The following is a 19,840-nucleotide window of genomic DNA, read 5'->3' on the forward strand; positions in this document are numbered from 1 at the left end:
ATCGACAGGCCTATGACCCACCGCATTGCTGCTGTCACAGGCGGCGATTAGGATCGCGCTACCCAGCACCAACAGGAGAGAACCATGCCCGCGCATGAGATAGATTATGAGATCAAGGGCCAGGAATTGCAGTTCGTCGAGATCGAACTCGACCCCGGCGAGAGTGCGGTGGCCGAGGCCGGGTCGATGGTCTGGAAGGACCCCTCGATCGAGATGACCACCGTGTTCGGCGACGGCAGCGACGACCAGGGCGGCGGCTTCATGGGCAAGCTGCTCGGCGCGGGCAAGCGTCTCGTCACCGGCGAGAGCCTGTTCACCACCGTGTTCACGCACACGGGCTCTGGCAAGGCGCGCGTCGCCTTCGGTGCGCCGGTGCCGGGATCGATCCTGCCCATCGACCTGTCGCAATATGGCGGGCGGCTGATCTGCCAGAAGGACAGCTTTCTCGCTGCGGCCAAGGGCGTGTCGATCGGCATCCATTTCCAGAAGCGCATCCTCACCGGCCTGTTCGGCGGCGAGGGCTTCATCATGCAAAAGCTCGAGGGCGACGGCATGGTGTTCGCGCAGATGGGCGGCACGATCGTCGAACGCGAGCTGCGCGCGGGCGAGGAGCTGCACGTCGATACCGGTTGTATCGCCGCGTTCACCGGCAATGTCGATTTCGACCTGGTCTCGGCGGGCGGCATCAAGACCTCGCTGTTCGGCGGCGAGGGCCTGTTCTTCGCGCGGCTGCGCGGGCCTGGCCATGTGTGGATCCAGTCGCTGCCCTTCTCGCGGCTCGCCGGGCGGATGCTGGCTGCCGCAGGACCGCGCGGCGGTCAGAACCGGGGCGAAGGCTCTGCGCTCGGCGCGTTTGGCGACCTGATCAGCGGCAACAACTGAGGATGAAAGGCCCCGCGCGTCGCACCGGCGCGCGGGGCCTTTCCGAAAATCAGAAGGTGTAGGTCACGCCGACGCCGCCGAAATACTGGTTGGCATCGCCGCGGATCGACACGATCGGGCTGTCGGCAAAATCGCCCTGCAGCCGCGAATAGCTGGCGAGCGCGAACACGCCCCAGCCGCCATCAAGCGCGTTGCCCGACAGGTCCAGGCCGAGCAGGACCGAGGTCTGGAGCGACTTCAATCCCCCATCGGCACGGAAGCGCGGCAGACCCGATGCAGCGCTGCCGGCGGCATCGACGCTGAAATAGGTATTGGCATAATCGCCATCGACGAAATCGGCTGAGGCGGAGACGTTGACCACGCCCTTGGTGCCGAGCAGCCGGTTATAGCTGACCTGCGGCGTGACGATCGCGCCCGAATGCACCCCGGTCACGTCGAACAGCGCGTCGGTGGTAAAGGTCATGCTGTCGAAGCGGCCGAAGATGCGGTTGATCTTGACCCCGCCCGATGCGCCGAGCTCGAGCGCGATCGGAAAGTCGCCCAGCCGCTTGACCACGGCGTCGCGGATGCGATTGTTGCGCTCGGGCCGAACGCGGAACATGGGGCCGGCGATGAATTCCACCTTGGGCAGCACCGGGTCCTTGACCAGGTCGACGAACAGGCCCGGGCCGCGTGCAGCGAAATTATAGCCCTTGTAGCTGCCCTGGATGATCGGAGCGGGAAAGAAGACATACTGGTCCGAGCCTTCGTAGCTGGGCACCATGCCTGCCCCCAGGCCCACGGTCATGTAGAAATCCTTGGCAAACACCGACTGCGACATCGCCGCGGCGGTGGCGAGAAGCCTCATCTGTTCGGGCGTCGGCCCGGGCTTCGCGGGGGCCTGCTGCTTCTGTTCCTCTGCGGCAGGCGCGGGCGGCTGGTCAGCTACGGCCTGGGCAAGCGCAGGCGTGCTGACGCTGGCAAACAGGGCAAGGCTCGCAAGGGTTCTGGCGATCATCGGATGAATTCCATGAAGGATGGCGCTCCGCCGGGGCGAGAGCATGTGGGGGGACACCGCGCGGCCCGATATAATGCTGCGGTGCAACAGATCAAGGCGATTGCGCAGGGTGCGGAGTTTTGTGAATAAATTTACAGGATGACAAATCAGGGCCTTCGCACTTGCCGCAATTAGACAAGATTCTTGCAGCGATCATGCGGTGATCTCGCTCATGTCGCGTAAATCAACACCATCAGCTGTCAATTTGTGACACTGCCTGATTCGCAAGAGGAAAGCCCCATGTCCTATACCGATCACATCCGCGCCAACGAACAGCTCGTTGCCAGCAAGCAGGGCCGCTGGACCGGCATCAACCCGGAATCCGTCGCGCGCATGCAACTGCAGAACCGGTTCAAGACCGGTCTCGACATCGCGCGCTACACCGCGAAGATCATGCGCGAGGACATGGCCGCCTATGATGCCGATCCGTCGCAATACACCCAGTCGCTGGGCTGCTGGCACGGCTTCATCGCGCAGCAGAAGATGATCGCGATCAAGAAGCATTTTGGCACCACCAAGCGCAAGTATCTGTACCTGTCCGGCTGGATGGTCGCTGCGCTGCGCAGCGAATTCGGCCCGCTGCCCGACCAGTCGATGCACGAGAAGACCAGCGTGCCCGCGCTGATCGAGGAGCTCTACACCTTCCTGCGCCAGGCCGATGCGCGCGAGCTCGACCTGCTGTTCAGCGGCATCGACAAGGCACGCGCCGCCGGTGATACTGCGAAGGAACAGGAACTGCTCGCCCAGGTCGAGAATTTCCAGACGCATGTCGTGCCGATCATCGCCGATATCGATGCCGGTTTCGGCAATGCCGAAGCCACCTATCTGCTCGCCAAGAAGATGATCGAGGCCGGCGCCTGCGCGCTGCAGATCGAAAACCAGGTGTCGGACGAAAAGCAGTGTGGTCACCAGGACGGCAAGGTCACTGTGCCGCACGAGGACTTCCTCGCCAAGATCCGCGCCTGCCGCTATGCGTTCCTGGAACTGGGCGTCGAAGACGGCGTCATCGTCACCCGCACCGACTCGCTGGGCGCTGGCCTGACCAAGCAGATCGCGGTCAGCCACGAGCCGGGCGATATCGGCGACCAGTATAACAGCTTCCTCGATTGCGAGGAGATCGACCCCGCGACCGCGCGCAATGGCGATGTCATCCTCAACCGCAACGGACGCCTGCTGCGCCCGAAGCGTCTGCCCAGCAACCTGTTCCAGTTCCGCGAAGGTACGGGCGAGGATCGCTGCGTGCTCGACAGCATCACCTCGCTGCAGAACGGTGCCGACCTGCTGTGGATCGAGACCGAAAAGCCGCATGTCGAGCAGATCGCGGGCATGATGGACCGCATCCGCGAAGTCGTTCCCAACGCCAAGCTGGTGTACAACAACTCGCCTTCGTTCAACTGGACGCTGAACTTCCGCCAGCAGGTCTATGACGCGATGGTCAAGGAAGGTCTGGACGTGTCCGAATATGACCGTGCCCAGCTGATGGATGCCAAGTACGACGATACCGAACTCGGCATCGCCGCCGACAAGCGCATCCGCACCTTCCAGGCCGATGGTGCGCGCCGCGCGGGCATCTTCCACCACCTGATCACGCTGCCCACCTATCACACCGCCGCGCTGTCGACCGACAATCTGGCGAAGGAATATTTTGGAGAAGCGGGCATGCTGGGTTATGTACTCGGCGTCCAGCGGCAGGAGATCCGTCAGGGGATCGCATGCGTGAAGCACCAGAACATGTCTGGCAGCGACATCGGCGATGCTCACAAGGAATATTTCGCTGGCGAGGCGGCGCTGAAGGCAGGCGGCGTCAACAACACGATGAACCAGTTCTCGTAAGAGCGCGGTTCATGGTGATCGGTACTGCGTTGAAAAGAATGTTTGACCGATAAAGTTTTCCTGGGGAGGAAAAAGGTTACCCCGCCGGTGGCAACATCGGCGGGTTTCCTTTTTTCATGGTTCGACTTCGTGGTATTTTGTCGGCCGACTCGTTTGATGGAGGCGGCATATGGGCAAGGTCATCGGGCTGGGCGGGCTTTTCTTGAAATCCCCGGACCCTGACGCGTTGCGCGCATGGTATTCGCGCGTGCTCGGTCTGGCCTTCGACGACTGGGGTGGGCTGGTCTTCCTGCCGCAGGACGCCGCGAATCACCCCGGCGCGGGCACGGTCTTTTCGCCCTTCGCGCAGAGCAGCGAATATTTCGCGCCGTCCACCAAGGAGTTCATGTTCAACCTGATGGTCGACGATCTCGAGTCCGTGCTTGCCCGCTGCGCTGCCGAAGGGGTGGAGCCGGTCAAGACCTTCCCCGCCGAGGCGAACGGCCTGTTCGCGCACATCATGGACCCCGAAGGCCGCAAGATCGAATTGTGGCAGCCCAAGCCGATGGCGTGATCCCGGCGCATCTGCGCAGGCGATGGTCGCGTAGCTGGGCGAGTACCACATCACAGGGGGCCATGATGTTCCGATATGCCTTGCTTGCGCTCAGTCTTGTTTCCGTTTCTGCGGCAAGTGCCCAGCCAGCGTCCTCTTCCGCTCCTAATGCCACAGCGGCCCGTGCAAGCCTGGTGGGATCGTGGGAAGGCGAGCTCGGCTATCTCGACTATTCGGCCAACCGCTGGTTCGGCATTCCGGTCAAAACGCGCATCATCGACCAGGGCGATGGCGCGACGATGCTGCGTGTTTCCGATTTCGACGATGGACCCAAGGTCGGCATTGTCCGCATCACCACCGGCGAACTGTTCGATGAGAAGGCCGACACGGTCTCGGTCGCAACCTTCCGCAAGGGTCGAGCTGTCGAAGTAATGACCTATGCGATCCGGATCGATCCGGGCTCGCGCGATGCCACGCACTGGACGATGGTCGAGGAGACAAAGGCCAGCGACGACAACCGTCCGGCAACCCTCCGCCTCACCACCGTGCGCGATGGCGACAAGGTCGAGACGTTGAAGGAGGTCGATTTTCTCGACGACGACAAGAGCGAGTGGCTCACCCGCAACCGCACCCGCTTGACGCGCGTTGGCGACTGACGCCAGTTCACCTGCGTCCCATCATTCGCGCAAAGGTCCCGCCATGCTCCGCTATGCCGCCGCCTATCTGTTCACCGGGCTCGCCTTCGCGCTGATCGACAGCGTCTGGCTCAAGACCATGGCCCCGCGGCTCTACCAGCCGCTGCTTGGCGACCTGCTCGCACCCTCGTTCCGGCTTGCTCCGGCGGTGATATTCTATGTGCTGTACATCGCCGGCATCCAGATTTTCGCGGTGGTCCCTGCGCTCGCCGATGGCCGCTGGCAGACCGCGCTGGTCAAGGGCGCGCTGCTCGGCTTTTTCTGCTACATGACCTATGACCTGACCAACCAGGCGACGCTCGCCACCTGGAACACGAAGATCACCGTGCTCGACATCATCTGGGGCACGTTCCTCACCGGATCGTCGGCGCTGGTGGGCTTTGCGGTAACGCGGGCGGTGTTCAAATAACCGTCATTCCCGCGAAATCGGGAATCCCGCTTCTCCGCGTCAGTTGCCCGAGGAAGCGGGGCCCACGCCCTCGGGGGTGACAAGCAGGTCAGGCGGCTTGCACGCTCTCGGGCAATCGCCAGTCGATCGGCTCCAGTCCCTGGCCTTCCAGAAACGCATTCGCCTGGCTGAAATGCCCGCAGCCCAGGAATCCGCGATGAGCCGAGAGCGGCGAGGGGTGCGGGGCCTTCAGCACCAGATGCCGTCCGCCGCGATCGACGCTGTCGACGCCCGCCGCCTTCTTTTGCGCATGGCTGCCCCAGAGCAGGAACACGACCGGGTGTTCTAGCGCATTGACCCGCGCGATCACCGCATCGGTGAACTGCTCCCACCCCTTGCCCTGGTGCGACCCGGCATCGCCCATCTCGACCGTCAGCACCGCGTTGAGCAGCAGCACGCCTTGTCTCGCCCAGGATTCCAGGAAGCCGTGGCGCGGCAGCGCTATGCCGAGATCGCGCTGCAATTCCTTGTAGATGTTCACCAGCGAGGGCGGCACCGGCACGCCGGGACGCACACTGAAGCACAGGCCATGCGCCTGGCCGGGGCCGTGATACGGGTCCTGCCCCAGGATGACGACGCGCACCTTGTCCGGCGGGGTGAGGTCGAGCGCACGGAACCAGTGGCTGCCCGGCGGAAAGATGCGCGCGCCCGCCGCCTTGCGCTCTAGCAGGAAGCGCTTGAGATCGGCCATGTAAGGCGCGGCAAACTCGCCAGCGAGCGCCTCGCGCCATTGCGGATCGAGCTGGATGGTGGCTTGGGGGCTGGCACTGTCGGGCATGCGCGCGACCTTGACGCGGCCCCGGGGGCAGCGTCAAGCGAAGGGTTGGCGTCTTGACGCAGAATGATGCTATGCCATGTCGCCATCACGAATCGCGACGCATTAGCAGGGGTTGCCATCATGCCGCTCACCCACGCCAAGCCTGTCACCTTCATCAACACCGCCAACCGCCGCGCCGCCGAAAGCTTCTATCGCGACGTGCTCCAGCTTCCGTTTGTCGCTGACGACGGCTTTGCCGCCGTGTTCGATCTGGGCAGCGCGGTGCTCCGCATCACCGAGCTGGAAGGCTATGCCGCCTCGCCGCACCCGGCGCTCGGCTGGTCGGTCGAGGATATCGAGCAGACCATGGAGCATCTGGCCAGCCGGGGCGTCGCGCCCAAATTCTATGAAGGCTTCGGCCAGGACGCGCTCGGCATCTGGACCGCGCCCGATGGGGCGGCGCGTGTCGCCTGGTTTCAGGACCCCGACGGCAACTTGCTCAGCGTCGTGCAAAGCGGCTGAGCCGCTTTACAGCGAGTGCACCAGATGCCCGCCATCGACTGTCAGGATGCTGCCGGTCATGAAGCGGCTGGCGTCCGAGGCGAGCAGCAATAGCGGCCCGTCGAGGTCGGGCAGCTCGCCGTAACGGCGCATCGCGATGCGCTTGCGCAAGGGTTCGCCCGCTTCGCCCGAAAGCTGGTCGCGGTTGATATCGGTGAGAAAATAGCCCGGCGCGAGTGCGTTGACCCGGATGTTGAACCGCGCCAGTTCCATCGCCAGCTGCCGCGTCATGTGCAGCACGCCCGCCTTGGACACCGCATAGGGCCCGGTGCCCGCCGCGGTCTGGAATCCGGTGATCGAGGCGGTGTTGATGATGTTGCCGCCGCCGCGCTCGCGCATGCCGCGCGCCGCCTCGGTCGCGACGTTCCACGCGCCTTTCAGGTTGATGCCCATTACGAAGTCGTAATCGTCCTCGGTCTGGTCGAGTGCGCGCTTGGTTACCGCGACGCCGGCATTGTTGATGCAGGTGTCTATCGCGCCAGCCGCAGCCATCCCTTCGCGCACCGAGGCGAGATCCGCGACGTCCATGCGAATCGCCTCGCCGCTGCCGCCGGTGCTTCTGATCTCCTCGACCAGCGCCTCGAGCGCGGGCAGGCGGCGCGCGGTGACGATGACATGCGCGCCGCTCTTCGCCAGCAGCCGCGCGAAATGCGCGCCGAAGCCTTCGCTCGATGCCCCGGTGACGAGGATGCGCTGGCCGGTCAGGTCTGCGGTCAGGGTCATGCCGACACTCCTTCCTGCGCGTGCTTGTGGTCGCGCTTGATCTTCTTGGCGAGCGACCATTTGTGCACTTCGGTCGGGCCGTCATAGATGCGGAAGGCGCGGATTTCACGGAACACCTGCTCGACAATCGTGTCGCCGCTGACGCCCTTGCCGCCCATCACCTGCACGCAGCGATCGGCGACGCGCATCAGCGCTTCCGACACCGCGACCTTGGCCATCGAGCTTTCGACCGTGCCCAGTTCGCCGGTGTCGAGCACGCCCGCGCACCACGCGATCATCAGCTCGGCCTGTTTCAGATCGATCAGATTCTCGGCGAGCATGAAGCCGACGCCTTCGTGATCGACCAGAGGCTTGCCGAAGGCATGACGGCGGCAGGCATAATCGCTCGCGATCTCGTGCGCGCGGGTCGCGGCGCCAAACCAGCGCATGCAGTGCGACAGCCGGGCGGGCGAGAGGCGGACCTGCGCATATTTGAAGCCCTCGCCGCTCTGGCCCAGCATCTGGTCGGCGGGGACGCGTAAGTTTTCGATCTCGACCACCGCATGGCCGCCGGGCATCGAGCTGTCGATGGTGTCGAGCACGCGCTCGATGCGGATCGCGGGATCGGGCAGGTCGACCAGGAACATGCAAGCGCCGTCGTCCGATTTCGCCATGACGATGCCGACCTTCGCGCCTTCCGCGCCGGTGATGAACGCCTTGCGCCCGTTGATCACCCAATGGTTGCCGTCGAGCTTCGCGGTGGTCTTCATCATCGACGGGTCGGAGCCCGCGCCGCCTTCCTCCGCCGGTTCGGTCATGAAAAAGGCCGATCGCGATTCGCCCGAGACGAGCTGGTTGAGGAACCGCGCCTTCTGTTCGGGGCTGCCGACCTTGCCGAGCAGATACATGTTGCCCTCGTCGGGCGCGGCGGTGTTGCAGGCGACGGGGCCGAGCGGCGACAGGCCCGATTTCTGCAGCACGATCGCGGTCTGCGCCTGGGTGAGGTGGCGGCCATCGGGCAGGATATGCGGCGTCATCACCCCGGCTTGGCGGGCGAGCGCGCGCAGCTCCAGCACCAGCTCTTCCGACGGCCCATGCGCGCCGCAGCGCGGATCGCGCTCATAGGGGGCGACGACATCGCGGACGAACCGTTCGACCTTCTTGGCAATCGCATCGACTTCGGCGGCGGACAGATGGGACATGAAAAAGGCTCCCGGGAACGTTCATGGATTAGCCCAAGCCGGGTAAACGAGCTGACGGTTTAATCAACTGATTAAAATGCGCGGAGGGCGTACCGATGCCCCATCGTGCCCTCCCCAGCCGGTCCCCTGCGCAGGCAGGGGCCCATCTCCTGCCGGTTGTTCCAGAGGCACAGCCAGGAGGTGGGCTCCCGCCTTCTCGGGAGACCGGGTAAGGGGAATGGCTTAGGTGCTGACCCATCCGTTCTCCGGCGAAAGCCGGAGTCCAGCCGGGGGCGATCTGCTCTCGCTGTGCATCCTGCGTCCGCCGGAAAGTGGGCAGCCGTTGCTCTTCGGGAGTTGGCATGCTTAGAAGCAATATGCTGGACAATAAAGCTGCATCCCATTTCGTAACGAGCGGTGCGCTGCTTTTCAAAGCCGCCATGGCTAATCAGATGGATCAGGTCCTGACGGCCATTTCGGAAATCCCCCGAGGCCAAGCCGGCGTTCGTTTGTGGCGCATCCCGGCGCTCGAACCCGTTTTGGCCCGCAATGGGTCCTTGGGATCAATTGCCGAACAGATATTGGGGAGCTGTGCTCGGCCTGTCAGGGCCATTTTGTTCGACAAGTCCACAGAGGCAAACTGGTCACTTGGTTGGCACCAGGACAGGACGATCTGCGTAAAGCAACGACAAGAGGCGCCTGGCTTTGGGCCATGGACGGTCAAGAACGGCATGATCCACGTCGCCCCGCCGTTCGAGCTTTTGGCACGCATGGTGACCTTGAGAGCGCATATTGACGATGTTCCGGCTACAAATGCACCTCTTGTCATCGCGCCGGGTTCACACAGGTTTGGCAGGGTTGCGATCGATCAGATTGACGAACTCGTTGCAAAATGCGGCCAGGTTGTTTGTCTGGCAAGCGCGGGCGATGTTTGGGCCTATGCAACACCTATCCTCCATGCCTCTGATGTCGCGTCGGCACCGATGAGCAGAAGGGTGCTGCAGGTTGATTATGCTGCAGACAATCTCCCCTACGGGCTGGAATGGCTGGGCGTGTAGCCAGCAAATCTGTTGACAGCCAACCAACAAAAAACCCCGCCGCACCATCGGGTGCAGGCGGGGTTTTCATGTCTCTCATCCGGCCCGGTCGGGCGCGGAGCCCAGGTCAGCCGTTATGCGCGACCAGGTTGACGGCCGAGTGCTTGCCGCGGCGGTCGACTTCGAGGTCGAACTCCAGACGGTCGCCCTGGTTGAGGCCTGCCATGCCGGCACGCTCGACCGCGCTGATGTGCACGAACGCGTCGGGCTGGCCATCGTCGCGGGTGATGAAGCCGAAGCCCTTCATCGCGTTGAAGAACTTGACGGTTCCAGTGGCACGCTCGCCGGTCAGCTCGCGGCGCGGAGCCTCGCTGCGCGGACCGCGATCACCGCGATCGCCGCCGCCCGAACCTTCGGACACGGGGATCAGCTCGCCATCGACCTTGAGGTCGCTCGCCGAGACCTTGCCGCCGCGATCGACCAGCGTGAATTCCAGGCCCTGACCTTCGGCCAGGTTAGACAGGCCGGCTCGCTCGACCGCGCTGATATGCACGAACACGTCGTCGCCGCCATCTTCGCGCTGGATGAAGCCGAAGCCCTTTTGCGCGTTGAAGAACTTCACCTTGCCCTTGGCTTCGCCGACGACCTGGGTGGGCATGCCGCCGAAGCCGCCGCGACCACCACCACCGCCGCCGCCGCCGCGCGGGCCGCCGCCGAAGCCACCGCCACCACCGCCGCCGAAGCCGCCACGGTCGCCACCGCCGAAGCCGCCGCGATCACCGCCGCCGAAACCACCACGGTCACCATAGGAAGGCGGAGGCGAAAAAGCGTCGAAATCATCCTCGCCAAATCTGTCGCGTTTATCCCGGCCTCTGCCGCCGCGCCGACCCCTGTCAAAACTCATGCCGAACTATTCACTTTCAATGTCGTCCTGGATCACTCGCTCAAGAACAGGGCGGACGTAAACCCCATCACTCAAATTCAGGCCAGTATCCTGGCGAACCTGTCTGACTCCCTGCCAGCCGCCACGAATACCGCGCAAATCTTAAAACACCCCAACCCAAGTCCATGGAAGCAGGCGACTTTTCGACAGTGCCACCGGCCTTCACGGACCAAAAACCTGTGGAAGATCGCATTTCCCGCCTTGCGCAACAGGATGAGCCCGCAAAAGGCGCGCGCTTCCAGTGATTCTCTTAAACCAAATTCGGATGCTTGGCGAACGATAAATGGCCGTGATCGTGGCTTTGCCGCACGTTCGAAGCGGCTGGGCCACAGCGATGATCGCCGCCGCTGGGCAGCGCGCGGCTCTGCCTGCCGCAAAATCGGTGCCGCGGGCATCCGGCAGGCCTTGCCAGACCCCGATGGCTGCGGCAATTGGGGCCGATGGACAGCATTATCCCGCTCTTGAGCGACCCGGCCGCCTGGGCCGCGCTCGTCACGCTCGTGATCCTGGAAGTCGTGCTCGGCATCGACAACCTGATCTTCATCTCGATCCTCTCGAACAAGCTGCCGGTGCACCAGCAGCAGACCGCGCGCCGCGCCGGCATCGGCCTGGCGCTGGTCATGCGGCTAGCGCTGCTGTCGATGATCGCCTTCATCGTCTCGCTGACCACGCCGGTGTTCGATCTGGGCATCACCGGCGCACCCGGGCAGAATGGTGAGCCGACCTTCGAGACGCAGTTCTCGTGGCGCGACCTCATCCTGATTTCGGGCGGGCTGTTCCTGGTCTGGAAGGCGACCAAGGAGATCCATCACAGCGTCGATGACGAGCCCTCGGGCGAGGCGCTCGACAAGAAGGGCAAGGCCGCGATCGGCTTCGGCGCGGCGATCGTGCAGATCATCGCGCTCGACATGGTATTCTCGATCGATTCGATCCTGACCGCCGTCGGGATGACCGACGAGGTTCCGATCATGATGGCCGCCGTGATCATCACCGTGGGCGTGATGCTGGTCGCTGCCGATCCGCTTGCGAACTTCATCAACCGCAACCCCACGGTGGTCATGCTCGCTTTGGGCTTCCTGCTGATGATCGGCGCAGTGCTGATCGCCGATGGCTTCGGCGTGCACGTGCCCAAGGGTTATATCTATGCCGCCATGGCCTTTTCTGCGATGGTGGAAACCTTGAACATCTGGGCCCGCAACGGGCGCGAAAAGCGGCGCGTCGCATCGCCGACAAACACGGACGGCGAGACAGCATGAGCGTTTATTTTCACGAGGAAGACCTGCCGGCCGACGTGCTGGCACCCGGCCCGGTCGCAGTGGATACCGAAACCATGGGCCTCATCACCCCGCGCGATCGCCTCTGCCTGGTGCAGATTTCGGATGGGCGCGGAGACGAGCATCTGGTGCGCTTCATGCCCGGCAGCGAATATGCCGCGCCGAACCTGCGCGCCGTGCTGGCCGATCCCGAACGCCTGAAGCTCTATCATTTCGCGCGGTTCGATCTGGCGGCGATCAAGCATTATCTGGGCGTGATGGCCGCGCCGGTCTTCTGCACCAAAATCGCCTCGCGCCTGATCCGCACCTATACAGACCGGCATGGCCTGAAGGAGCTGGTGCGCGAGGTGCTGGGCAAGGAGCTGAGCAAGGTGCAGCAGTCGAGCGACTGGGGCGCGCCGGAGATCAACGATGCCCAACGCGATTATGCCGCGAGCGACGTGCGATTCCTGCACGCGCTGCACGTGGCGATGGACGCGCGGCTGGTACGCGAAGGGCGCCGCGAGATCGCGCAGGCCTGTTTCGACTTCCTGCCCGCACGCGCCGAGCTCGATCTCGCCGGCTGGCCGGAAATTGATATTTTCGCGCACGCCTAATATATCGCGCCTTCCGAAGAACGCCCGTTCGTCGCGCGTTCGCAGTCCACAGGCCTGAAAAGCGTTCCATGACCCAGCGTGCCGATCAGATGCGTAGCCGCCGCCAGCTGTTCGCCGCGCCCGGCAGCAGCCATGACAAGATGGTGCGCTTTCTCGGCATGTTCCTGCCCGCCGCGATCGGCGTGCTGGTCGCGTTTCTCGCGCTCGCGCCGCTGCTGCGCAATACCGAGGTCAGCTTCCTGCTCGACAAGAACCAGGTCGATATCGCGCGCGAACGCATGCGCGTGACCCAGGCCCTGTATCGCGGCCAGGACAGCGAAGGCCGGCCCTTCTCGCTCGAGGCGGGATCGGCGGTGCAGAAAAGCTCGCGAAATCCGGTGGTCGAGATGAACGATCTGGCCGCGCGCATCCTGCTGAAGGACGGCCCGGGCGTGCTCGAGGCGGGGCGCGGCAATTACAATATGGATACCGAGCAGGTCGAAGTGGTCGGTCCGGTCCAGTTCAGCAGCGCCAATGGCTACCGCATGGTGACGCGCGACGTCGATATCGATCTGCCCAAGCGCAGCATGGTCAGCCGGGGCGAGGTGACCGGACGCTTGCCGACTGGCACTTTCCGCGCCGACCGGCTAAAGGCGAACCTTGCCGAGCGCACGGTGACGCTGGAAGGGCGTGCACGGCTGCGCATGACCCAGGGCGGCCTGCCATGACAGGTTTGAGGAAGACAGGAAGCAGCATGCGGTTTTCGGGCAGGATTTCAGGGGGGGCGCGGCGCGCCCTGCTGGCGGTTTCGGCTGGCGGCATCGCCATGGCCGGGCTGGTGCTTTCTCCCGCCAGTGTGACCGCACAGTCGCTGATGAACCACAACAGCAATGCGCCGGTCGATTATGCCGCCGACCGGATCGAGCTGCAGGATCGCGCCAATCGCGTGCTGCTGTCGGGCAATGTCGACATCACACAGGCGGGCCTTCGCCTGCAGGCGGCGCGGATGACCGTGGCCTATCGCAACGCCGGCGGCATCGAGATCGAGCGGATCGATGCGAATGGCGGCGTCGTCGTCACCAAGGGCGAAGAGCGTGCCAGCGGCAATGTCGGCATCTATGATTTCAACCGGCGCATCATCACGCTGATCGGCAATGTCGCGCTGCGCCAGGGCGGCAACACGCTCAATGGCGGGCGCATGGTCATCGACCTGACCACGGGTCGCTCGACCGTCGACGGCCGCTCGGCTGGTGGCGCGCCCGGTCAGACCGGCAGCGCCGGTGGGCGCGTGTCGGGAACCTTCTCGGTGCCCAAGCGGGACTGAGCTCCAGCCGATCCACGCTTCCGTCATCCTGAACTTGTTTCAGGATCCATCGTGCCCCATCAGCCGAAGCCGCTTGGGGTGAAATGGACCCTGAAACAAGTTCAGGGTGACGAATAGGGAAGCGACACTACACCCTCCATGCATAAATCCTGCCATCCTGCGATTATCGCCGGTTTTCATCGCCTTGTTCCGTGCTATGGGAGGGGCAAGACACCGACGGGCCCAAGCGCCGCCGGAAAGGTTTGCAGGAAGTCACAATGAACGATGTCGCCCCCCAGGGCCTGCTCAGCGGTACCGCGGCCGATCCGGCGACGTCGCGCGATGGCCTGAACGTCGTCTCGATCGCCAAGAGCTATGACAAGAAGGTCGTGCTCTCGGACGTGTCGCTGCAGGTCGCCAAGGGCGAGGTGCTCGGCCTGCTCGGCCCCAATGGCGCGGGCAAGACCACCTGCTTCTATTCGATCATGGGACTGGTAAAGCCTAATTCGGGCCGCATCATGCTCGACGGCGTCGATATCACCCAACTGCCGATGTACCGCCGCGCGATCCTGGGCCTGGGCTATCTGCCACAGGAAACCTCGATCTTTCGCGGCATGACGGTCGAACAGAATATCAGCGCGGTACTCGAACTGGTCGAGCCGGTGGTCGAAGCGCGCGCCGAGCGGCTCGAGACGCTGCTCGACGAATTCGGCCTGACCCGGCTGCGGTCCTCGCCCGCGATGGCGCTGTCGGGTGGCGAGCGTCGGCGCTGCGAAATTGCACGCGCGCTGGCGGCCAGCCCCTCGATCATCCTGCTCGACGAACCGTTCGCAGGGATCGACCCGCTGTCGATCGCCGACATTCGCGACCTCATCAAGCAGCTCAAGTCGCGCGGCATCGGCGTGCTGATCACCGATCACAATGTCCGCGAGACGCTCGACATCGTCGACCGCGCCTGCATCATCTATGACGGCAAGGTGCTGTTCGCCGGTACACCCGAGGCGCTGGTGGCGGACGAGAATGTGCGCCGCCTGTATCTGGGCGAAGGCTTCGCCTTGTAATGGCACGCCGGGGGGCTGGGGACTGATCCGATGGCACTGGGGCCACGCCTTGACCTGAGGCAGAGCCAGTCGCTGGTGATGACGCCGCAGCTGCAGCAGGCGATCCGCCTGCTGGCGCTGTCGAACATCGAGATCGAGGCGTTCATCGGTGAGGAGCTGGAGCGCAATCCGCTGCTCGAACTGGGCGGTGACGATAATGGCGGGGACATCCAGCTCGGCGGCGTCGATGCGGTGTTCGATGCGCCCGCCGCACCGCCCTCTGACGGTGAACCCATCGGCAGCGACGAGCTGATCGGCGCCGGGATGGGCGAGATCGACCGCCCGCTCGACATGGACCTCAATGGCGAGGTCTTCCACCATGACAGCGTCAGCGACTGTCCCGAGCGCGTAACGGGCGAAGCATCGGGCGGGCTCGACGGTGCGCTGTCGATGAACGACATCGCCACCGGCGGCGGCGCGGACAGTGACGGCTGGGAAGATTCGCTCGAATATGACCTGTCCTTGCGCGAGCATCTGCACGCGCAGGCGGGCATCGTGCTTTCGGGCGTGCAGCTGTTCATCGGGCGGCACCTGATCGAGCTGATCGACGAGAACGGCTATCTGCGCGGCGACCTCCTCCAAGTCTCGCACCAGCTGGGTGTGCCGCTGGCCGAGGTCGAGGCCGCGCTGGCCGCCGTTCAGACGCTCGAGCCGACCGGGGTGGGCGCGCGCGATCTCGCCGAATGCCTGGCGCTGCAGGCGAAGGAGGCGGACCGCTACGACCCGTGCATGGCGCGGCTGATCGACAATCTCGAGCTGCTCGCACGCGGCGCGCTGCCGCAGCTCAAGCGCATCTGCCGGGTCGATGACGAGGACCTCGCCGATATGATCGCCGAGCTGCGCCAATATGATCCCAAGCCCGGCAGCCGCTTCGGTGGATCGTCGATCGAGGCGGTGGTGCCCGACCTGTTCGTGGTCGAGCGCGAGGGTAAATGGGTGATCGAAATCAACAGCGCGACCCTGCCGCGGCTGCTGGTCAATCGTTCCTATGCGGTCTCGCTCACCGGCGGGCGGCACGATGCCAAATCCAAGGCCTGGCTCGGCGAATGCCTTGCCGAGGCGAACTGGCTGGTCAAGGCCCTCGACCAGCGCCAGCGCACGATCATCAAGGTGGCGAGCGAGATCGTGAAGCAGCAGGAGGGGTTCTTCCGCAACGGCGTCACGCACCTGCGCCCGCTGACGCTGCGCAGCGTCGCCGACGCGATCGAGATGCACGAATCGACCGTCAGCCGCGTCACCAGCCACAAATATCTCAGCTGCGCGCGCGGGCTGTTCGAGCTCAAATATTTCTTCACCAGCGCGATCCAGTCGACCGATGGCGGCGACGCGGTCTCCGCCTCCGCCGTGAAGAGCCATATCAAGGCGCTGATCGACGAGGAGGATGCCAAGAACATCCTTTCCGACGACCAGCTGGTCGACATGCTGAAAGAGCGCGGTTTCGACATCGCACGGCGCACCGTCGCCAAATATCGCGAGGCTTTGGGGCTCGGCTCCTCGGTCCAGCGCCGCCGCCAGAAGAAGCTGCAAGGCGCGCGGTGAGCGCCATTATCTAGGCTCGGTCAGCGGAATAGCCTCTCCCTCGGTGGGAGAGGCAGCGAGACTTGGCCGCTGGCGGCCTAGTCGCAGCGGTGAGGGTGATGGTGCGGACGGGTGCTGCGCTTTCGTCCCGGGGCCCGCTGCGCAATCAGGCGCACTCACTCCCACCCAACCCTCCCCCATCGAGGGGGAGGGCAAGGGAGGTTATTGCAGCGTCACCCTGGGATCGTCGCTGTCACGCCGTCCGAAGAACTGCATCAGCTGCACCAGCAGGTCGGCGCGCGCCTTCAGGCCTTCCGCCTCGAGCAGCGCCTGCTTGGCCGCCGCATCGAACGGGGCGATCTGCGCGATGCCGTTGACCAGCGAGCGGTCGTCGAGCCGCGCCACCGAATCCCAGTCGACGCTATAGCCCTGCGCGTTGGCGAAGCGCTGCGATTCGCGCTCCAGACTCGCGCGTTCGATGCTGGAAAGCGCCTGGTCGATCTCGTTTTCCTCGATCAGCTCGGCCTCGATCTGGCGGAACGGCGTGGTCACCTCCAGCTCGCGCAGCACGCGGAAGCGGGCAAAGCCTTCGAGCACCAGATTGTAGCGGCCATCCTCGAGCGCCTCGACATCGATGATTCGGCCGACACAGCCCATGTCGAACAGCGGCGGAGGCTCGCCCGCCGCGCGCGGCTGGATCATGCCGATCTGCCTGTCGCGCGCCATCGCATCGCTGACCAGCGCGCGGTAGCGCGGCTCGAAAATGTGCAGCGGCACCTGCAGTCCGGGGAACAGGATCACCCCGGTGAGCGGAAACAGGGAGATGCGCTGTGCGACCATGGCTACCATCGCCCTCAGCCGAACAATGCGGCGGAAAGCTTGCGCCGCGTGGCGGACACCCAGGGATCTTCCAGCCCGACCGCCTCGAAGATCTGCAACAGCCGCGCGCGCGCCGCACCCTCGTTCCAGTCCTTGTCGGCGCGCACGATGGCGAGCAGATGCTCCGCCGCCTCGTCGCGCGATCCGGCGGCGAACAGCGCAACCGCAAGGTCGAAGCGCGCGGCATGATCGTCGCCATCGGCCTCGACCGCAGCGCGCAGCCCGGCGATCTCGCTGTCATCCGCCTTGTCCGCCACCAGCGCCAGCGCCGATCTGGCGCGCTCTAGCAGCGGATCGGACGCGATCTCGGGCGGCAGGTCGTCGAGCAGCGCCTGCGCCTCTGCGGTCTTGCCCGCTGCGGTCAGCGCACGCACCAGCCCGGCGAGCGCCGCGACGCTATCCGGCGCCATGTCGAGAATCTGCGCGAAGATGCCCGCCGCGCGCTCGCCATCGCCTTCGGCCAGCACCTCTTCACCCATATCGAGGAGCGGCGCGATATCGGGTCCCTGCGGCTCGGCATCGCCCGCCTGGATCGGCAGCTTGTCGAGCAGCTGGTCGATGATTCCCGCCAGCTGCGATTCGGTGCGCGCATTGGTGAGGTTGGCGACCGGCTGGCCCTGGAACATCGCATAGACGGTGGGAATCGACTGGATCTGGAACTGAGCCGCGATGAAGCGCTCCTCGTCGACATTGACCTTGACCAGCACCACGCCCTTGTCGGCATATTGCGCGGCGATCTTTTCCAGCACCGGGGTCAGCGCCTTGCACGGCCCGCACCATTCCGCCCAGAAATCGAGAATCACGAGCTTGGTCATCGAAGGCTCGACGACATTCTTGCGGAATGCCTCGACCGCCTTGTGCTCTTCGGTGGTCAAACCCATGCTTGCCAAGTTCCATGCTCCTGCTGTCCGGCGCGCCCGCGGTCTCGCGATAGGCCTGCAGGGAGGTGCGTCCTCCCCTGTGTCGCGCGCCCTTATCCGAAACCCCAAGATGGTGCGCAAGCCGCATATGCCAAGCCCCGCAAAAGGAATCGTCACGAATCGCAAATAGGGGCTTGCCGGACCAGAAAGCCGCTGCTAATTGCGCGCCTCACCCGCTGGACCGACACACCGGACCAGCCGCCGAGCGGGCGTAGCTCAGGGGTAGAGCACAACCTTGCCAAGGTTGGGGTCGAGGGTTCGAATCCCTTCGCCCGCTCCAGTTTTCCGATATTTCGCAGTAATATAGCATCAGGCTTCGGCCTGATCGCTGCTGCGCATGCGCGCCGCTCAGTCCTTGCGCTCGGGCAGCGTCTTGCGCCTGGTCGAGGCCATGTCCTCCAGCTCCTTTTCGGACATCGATTCCTCCATCTGCTTCGATGCGCCCTTGAGGCTCTTCTTGGGCGCGTCCCCGCGCTTGGCCGCGAGCGCGGCCCCCGCCGCCTTCTGCTGCGCCTTGGATCTTGCAGGCATGGTCGTTTGCTCCTCGATGGACGAACAACGATGCGCCGCGATGGGGCGGGGGGCGTTAACTTAGGATGTGGGGGGCTGGGCTGGTGGTGATGAAAGCGATGACCTTGCTAAGGCTAGGTTTGCTTCATTAAAAGTTCTCGGTTTTCTTGGGCTAGCTACGACAGTCGCAGGTTTGCTGCGGGCAAAACCTTTATTGGCAGCGCAGGAGCGGCACGGGCGATCGGCTCGATTTCGCGAACAGCGGCAATAGGGGGGGGGAATGTTTTGATGGGCAATGCTATTGGGATTGACGCAGGATTTATACCAAGGGTAAAAATGCTCGGAATTCTTGGCAGGATTCAGTCAAATCGGGATGCGAAAGCCAATTGAAATTTGAAGAAAATCGAAATGATATCAAAAATCCGTGCATCGATATTAAAGATTTGGCCCATAACAGGCGGGGTCGTGCCAAATTTATTTTAATTGGTTTTTATTATTAATTACATACTAGTTTGTATATTTACATTTTTCATTCTCAGTCTAGCTGGGAACAAGGTGTCTTTCAGGAGGCCTGTGCCGAAAGATGTGGTAAGATCGGCTGGAAAGTCAAGGTCTGTTCATATTATTGTTAAATACAATTCTATATTGCGATTAGCATCGTTTGTAATAATTTGTTTAAATCTATGTGTACTAATATCGCTCAATTCCTGGTGCAGTATTTATTGGATATCAGTCTTGATTCTATTGGTGGCAATGGTTATTTATTCCGCCTGTATTGGGTGGGAAATGTATCTTGAGAGATAGCATTCCACGGATACAGTGCTGCTCAGTCTCGGCGACGAGGCGCGAGCCGGAAGATTGAATGACGGATTATGGTTTTTATATCCCTTCTTGTATTTCATTTTTGCACTATAAGTGGGGTTTCACTTATTTCAGGAAAATATGGCGATATAGGTATTAGCAATAAAGATTTCTTTATGGGCAAAGCTCATGCTGCAGGAGTTTTGTGTTTATTTCTTGCAGGTTCATCGATAACAATTGGCGAATGCATAAATCAGTTTGATTTCCGGCTGGTAGTCGGTGGAGCATTTATGGCATTGGATCTGTTGCTGATTGGTCGATACTTTATCTATGGCAAGTCCTGAGCCATGATA

The 19,840-nt window shown here is 63.2% G+C and carries 22 protein-coding genes and 1 tRNA gene; 15 read left to right on the forward strand and 8 right to left on the reverse strand.

Annotation, left to right across the window (positions count from 1 at the left end; all coding sequences use genetic code 11):
* The first annotated feature begins 84 nt into the window (after positions 1-84).
* Positions 85-882: a TIGR00266 family protein gene (locus FG486_RS08695; RefSeq protein ID WP_066284166.1), complete on the forward strand. Its 798-nt coding sequence runs from the start codon at positions 85-87 to the stop codon at positions 880-882.
* A 49-nt stretch (positions 883-931) separates the two neighbouring features.
* On the opposite strand, the gene FG486_RS08700 is transcribed toward FG486_RS08695, so the two are convergent.
* The gene (locus tag FG486_RS08700) at positions 932-1,879 is read right to left on the reverse strand and encodes a MipA/OmpV family protein (protein WP_171007807.1); all 948 of its coding nucleotides are present in this window, start codon (positions 1,877-1,879) and stop codon (positions 932-934) included.
* Between the two features lie 279 nt (positions 1,880-2,158).
* On the opposite strand from FG486_RS08700, the gene FG486_RS08705 reads away from it, so the two are divergent.
* The 4 genes from FG486_RS08705 (at position 2,159) to FG486_RS08720 (ending at position 5,387) form a co-directional block, all read left to right on the forward strand.
* The gene (locus FG486_RS08705; protein WP_066284162.1) at positions 2,159-3,751 is read left to right on the forward strand and encodes an isocitrate lyase; all 1,593 of its coding nucleotides are present in this window, start codon (positions 2,159-2,161) and stop codon (positions 3,749-3,751) included.
* Between the two features lie 169 nt (positions 3,752-3,920).
* Positions 3,921-4,304 carry a VOC family protein gene (locus FG486_RS08710; RefSeq protein WP_181267246.1) on the forward strand — a complete coding sequence of 128 codons (384 nt, stop codon included), beginning with the start codon at positions 3,921-3,923 and terminating at the stop codon, positions 4,302-4,304.
* A gap of 173 nt (positions 4,305-4,477) precedes the next feature.
* Entirely contained in the window at positions 4,478-4,939 is a 462-nt protein-coding gene (locus tag FG486_RS08715) for a hypothetical protein (protein ID WP_066284152.1), read from the forward strand.
* Positions 4,940-4,982: 43 nt separating this feature from the next.
* Positions 4,983-5,387 carry a DUF2177 family protein gene (locus FG486_RS08720; protein WP_181267247.1) on the forward strand — a complete coding sequence of 135 codons (405 nt, stop codon included), beginning with the start codon at positions 4,983-4,985 and terminating at the stop codon, positions 5,385-5,387.
* A gap of 88 nt (positions 5,388-5,475) precedes the next feature.
* Here the strand turns inward: FG486_RS08720 and ung are convergent, their stop codons facing one another.
* A complete protein-coding gene (gene ung, locus FG486_RS08725) occupies positions 5,476-6,204 on the reverse strand; it encodes a uracil-DNA glycosylase (protein WP_181267248.1) in 729 nt (242 codons plus the stop codon).
* 120 nt (positions 6,205-6,324) lie between these two features.
* On the opposite strand from ung, the gene FG486_RS08730 reads away from it, so the two are divergent.
* Positions 6,325-6,705 carry a VOC family protein gene (locus tag FG486_RS08730; protein ID WP_181267249.1) on the forward strand — a complete coding sequence of 127 codons (381 nt, stop codon included), beginning with the start codon at positions 6,325-6,327 and terminating at the stop codon, positions 6,703-6,705.
* A gap of 6 nt (positions 6,706-6,711) precedes the next feature.
* Here FG486_RS08730 and FG486_RS08735 read toward each other — a convergent pair whose 3' ends face one another.
* Complete coding sequence (locus tag FG486_RS08735) at positions 6,712-7,467, reverse strand: SDR family NAD(P)-dependent oxidoreductase (RefSeq protein ID WP_181267250.1); 756 nt, start codon at positions 7,465-7,467, stop codon at positions 6,712-6,714.
* Positions 7,464-8,648 carry an acyl-CoA dehydrogenase family protein gene (locus FG486_RS08740; protein ID WP_181267251.1) on the reverse strand — a complete coding sequence of 395 codons (1,185 nt, stop codon included), beginning with the start codon at positions 8,646-8,648 and terminating at the stop codon, positions 7,464-7,466. The genes FG486_RS08735 and FG486_RS08740 overlap by 4 nt, the downstream gene beginning before the upstream one ends.
* A gap of 341 nt (positions 8,649-8,989) precedes the next feature.
* On the opposite strand from FG486_RS08740, the gene FG486_RS08745 reads away from it, so the two are divergent.
* Positions 8,990-9,685: a phytanoyl-CoA dioxygenase family protein gene (locus FG486_RS08745; protein ID WP_241695673.1), complete on the forward strand. Its 696-nt coding sequence runs from the start codon at positions 8,990-8,992 to the stop codon at positions 9,683-9,685.
* A 106-nt stretch (positions 9,686-9,791) separates the two neighbouring features.
* On the opposite strand, the gene FG486_RS18295 is transcribed toward FG486_RS08745, so the two are convergent.
* Complete coding sequence (locus tag FG486_RS18295) at positions 9,792-10,568, reverse strand: cold-shock protein (RefSeq protein ID WP_181267252.1); 777 nt, start codon at positions 10,566-10,568, stop codon at positions 9,792-9,794.
* Positions 10,569-11,047: 479 nt separating this feature from the next.
* Here FG486_RS18295 and FG486_RS08755 point away from each other — a divergent pair, with 479 nt between their 5' ends.
* The 6 genes from FG486_RS08755 to rpoN all read left to right on the forward strand — a co-directional run bounded on the left by FG486_RS08755 (position 11,048) and on the right by rpoN (position 16,398).
* Positions 11,048-11,863, forward strand: a complete 816-nt coding sequence (locus FG486_RS08755; RefSeq protein WP_181267253.1) for a TerC family protein — start codon at positions 11,048-11,050, stop codon at positions 11,861-11,863.
* Complete coding sequence (locus FG486_RS08760; RefSeq protein ID WP_060977976.1) at positions 11,860-12,477, forward strand: ribonuclease D; 618 nt, start codon at positions 11,860-11,862, stop codon at positions 12,475-12,477. Before FG486_RS08755 ends, FG486_RS08760 begins: the two co-directional genes overlap by 4 nt.
* Before the next feature lie 68 nt (positions 12,478-12,545).
* Positions 12,546-13,184: an LPS export ABC transporter periplasmic protein LptC gene (gene lptC / locus FG486_RS08765; RefSeq protein WP_066284122.1), complete on the forward strand. Its 639-nt coding sequence runs from the start codon at positions 12,546-12,548 to the stop codon at positions 13,182-13,184.
* Between the two features lie 26 nt (positions 13,185-13,210).
* A complete protein-coding gene (locus FG486_RS08770) occupies positions 13,211-13,780 on the forward strand; it encodes an LptA/OstA family protein (protein ID WP_181267254.1) in 570 nt (189 codons plus the stop codon).
* A gap of 257 nt (positions 13,781-14,037) precedes the next feature.
* A complete protein-coding gene (lptB, locus tag FG486_RS08775; protein ID WP_060977979.1) occupies positions 14,038-14,820 on the forward strand; it encodes an LPS export ABC transporter ATP-binding protein in 783 nt (260 codons plus the stop codon).
* A gap of 30 nt (positions 14,821-14,850) precedes the next feature.
* Entirely contained in the window at positions 14,851-16,398 is a 1,548-nt protein-coding gene (rpoN, locus tag FG486_RS08780; RefSeq protein ID WP_181267255.1) for an RNA polymerase factor sigma-54, read from the forward strand.
* Between the two features lie 201 nt (positions 16,399-16,599).
* Here the strand turns inward: rpoN and FG486_RS08785 are convergent, their stop codons facing one another.
* Both FG486_RS08785 and FG486_RS08790 read right to left on the reverse strand, forming a co-directional pair.
* The gene (locus FG486_RS08785) at positions 16,600-17,226 is read right to left on the reverse strand and encodes an LON peptidase substrate-binding domain-containing protein (RefSeq protein ID WP_181267256.1); all 627 of its coding nucleotides are present in this window, start codon (positions 17,224-17,226) and stop codon (positions 16,600-16,602) included.
* Between the two features lie 5 nt (positions 17,227-17,231).
* The gene (locus tag FG486_RS08790; RefSeq protein WP_181267257.1) at positions 17,232-18,137 is read right to left on the reverse strand and encodes a tetratricopeptide repeat protein; all 906 of its coding nucleotides are present in this window, start codon (positions 18,135-18,137) and stop codon (positions 17,232-17,234) included.
* 244 nt (positions 18,138-18,381) lie between these two features.
* On the opposite strand from FG486_RS08790, the gene FG486_RS08795 reads away from it, so the two are divergent.
* Positions 18,382-18,456 (forward strand) — tRNA-Gly (locus tag FG486_RS08795).
* A gap of 68 nt (positions 18,457-18,524) precedes the next feature.
* Here the strand turns inward: FG486_RS08795 and FG486_RS08800 are convergent.
* On the reverse strand, positions 18,525-18,707 hold the full coding sequence (locus tag FG486_RS08800) for a DUF3008 family protein (RefSeq protein WP_181267258.1): 183 nt from the start codon (positions 18,705-18,707) through the stop codon (positions 18,525-18,527).
* 851 nt (positions 18,708-19,558) lie between these two features.
* Between FG486_RS08800 and FG486_RS08805 the strand changes: the two genes are divergently transcribed.
* Complete coding sequence (locus FG486_RS08805; protein WP_181267259.1) at positions 19,559-19,831, forward strand: hypothetical protein; 273 nt, start codon at positions 19,559-19,561, stop codon at positions 19,829-19,831.
* Positions 19,832-19,840 lie beyond the last annotated feature (9 nt).

The organism is Blastomonas ursincola (assembly GCF_013607875.1).
Classification (GTDB): Bacteria; Pseudomonadota; Alphaproteobacteria; order Sphingomonadales; family Sphingomonadaceae; genus Blastomonas; species Blastomonas ursincola.

Bases quoted from the DNA above. Each gene is read 5' to 3' on its own strand.
- FG486_RS08740 (WP_181267251.1), bottom strand. From the start codon at position 8,648: ATGTCCCATCTGTCCGCCGCCGAAGTCGATGCGATTGCCAAGAAGGTC.
- lptC (WP_066284122.1), top strand. From the start codon at position 12,546: ATGACCCAGCGTGCCGATCAGATGCGTAGCCGCCGCCAGCTGTTCGCC.
- FG486_RS08770 (WP_181267254.1), top strand. From the start codon at position 13,211: ATGCGGTTTTCGGGCAGGATTTCAGGGGGGGCGCGGCGCGCCCTGCTG.
- rpoN (WP_181267255.1), top strand. From the start codon at position 14,851: ATGGCACTGGGGCCACGCCTTGACCTGAGGCAGAGCCAGTCGCTGGTG.
- FG486_RS08735 (WP_181267250.1), bottom strand. From the start codon at position 7,467: ATGACCCTGACCGCAGACCTGACCGGCCAGCGCATCCTCGTCACCGGG.
- FG486_RS08755 (WP_181267253.1), top strand. From the start codon at position 11,048: ATGGACAGCATTATCCCGCTCTTGAGCGACCCGGCCGCCTGGGCCGCG.
- FG486_RS08800 (WP_181267258.1), bottom strand. From the start codon at position 18,707: ATGCCTGCAAGATCCAAGGCGCAGCAGAAGGCGGCGGGGGCCGCGCTC.
- FG486_RS08785 (WP_181267256.1), bottom strand. From the start codon at position 17,226: ATGGTAGCCATGGTCGCACAGCGCATCTCCCTGTTTCCGCTCACCGGG.
- FG486_RS08805 (WP_181267259.1), top strand. From the start codon at position 19,559: ATGGTTTTTATATCCCTTCTTGTATTTCATTTTTGCACTATAAGTGGG.
- FG486_RS08745 (WP_241695673.1), top strand. From the start codon at position 8,990: ATGCTTAGAAGCAATATGCTGGACAATAAAGCTGCATCCCATTTCGTA.
- FG486_RS08695 (WP_066284166.1), top strand. From the start codon at position 85: ATGCCCGCGCATGAGATAGATTATGAGATCAAGGGCCAGGAATTGCAG.
- FG486_RS18295 (WP_181267252.1), bottom strand. From the start codon at position 10,568: ATGAGTTTTGACAGGGGTCGGCGCGGCGGCAGAGGCCGGGATAAACGC.
- FG486_RS08790 (WP_181267257.1), bottom strand. From the start codon at position 18,137: ATGGGTTTGACCACCGAAGAGCACAAGGCGGTCGAGGCATTCCGCAAG.
- FG486_RS08710 (WP_181267246.1), top strand. From the start codon at position 3,921: ATGGGCAAGGTCATCGGGCTGGGCGGGCTTTTCTTGAAATCCCCGGAC.
- ung (WP_181267248.1), bottom strand. From the start codon at position 6,204: ATGCCCGACAGTGCCAGCCCCCAAGCCACCATCCAGCTCGATCCGCAA.
- FG486_RS08730 (WP_181267249.1), top strand. From the start codon at position 6,325: ATGCCGCTCACCCACGCCAAGCCTGTCACCTTCATCAACACCGCCAAC.
- lptB (WP_060977979.1), top strand. From the start codon at position 14,038: ATGAACGATGTCGCCCCCCAGGGCCTGCTCAGCGGTACCGCGGCCGAT.
- FG486_RS08760 (WP_060977976.1), top strand. From the start codon at position 11,860: ATGAGCGTTTATTTTCACGAGGAAGACCTGCCGGCCGACGTGCTGGCA.
- FG486_RS08700 (WP_171007807.1), bottom strand. From the start codon at position 1,879: ATGATCGCCAGAACCCTTGCGAGCCTTGCCCTGTTTGCCAGCGTCAGC.
- FG486_RS08705 (WP_066284162.1), top strand. From the start codon at position 2,159: ATGTCCTATACCGATCACATCCGCGCCAACGAACAGCTCGTTGCCAGC.
- FG486_RS08720 (WP_181267247.1), top strand. From the start codon at position 4,983: ATGCTCCGCTATGCCGCCGCCTATCTGTTCACCGGGCTCGCCTTCGCG.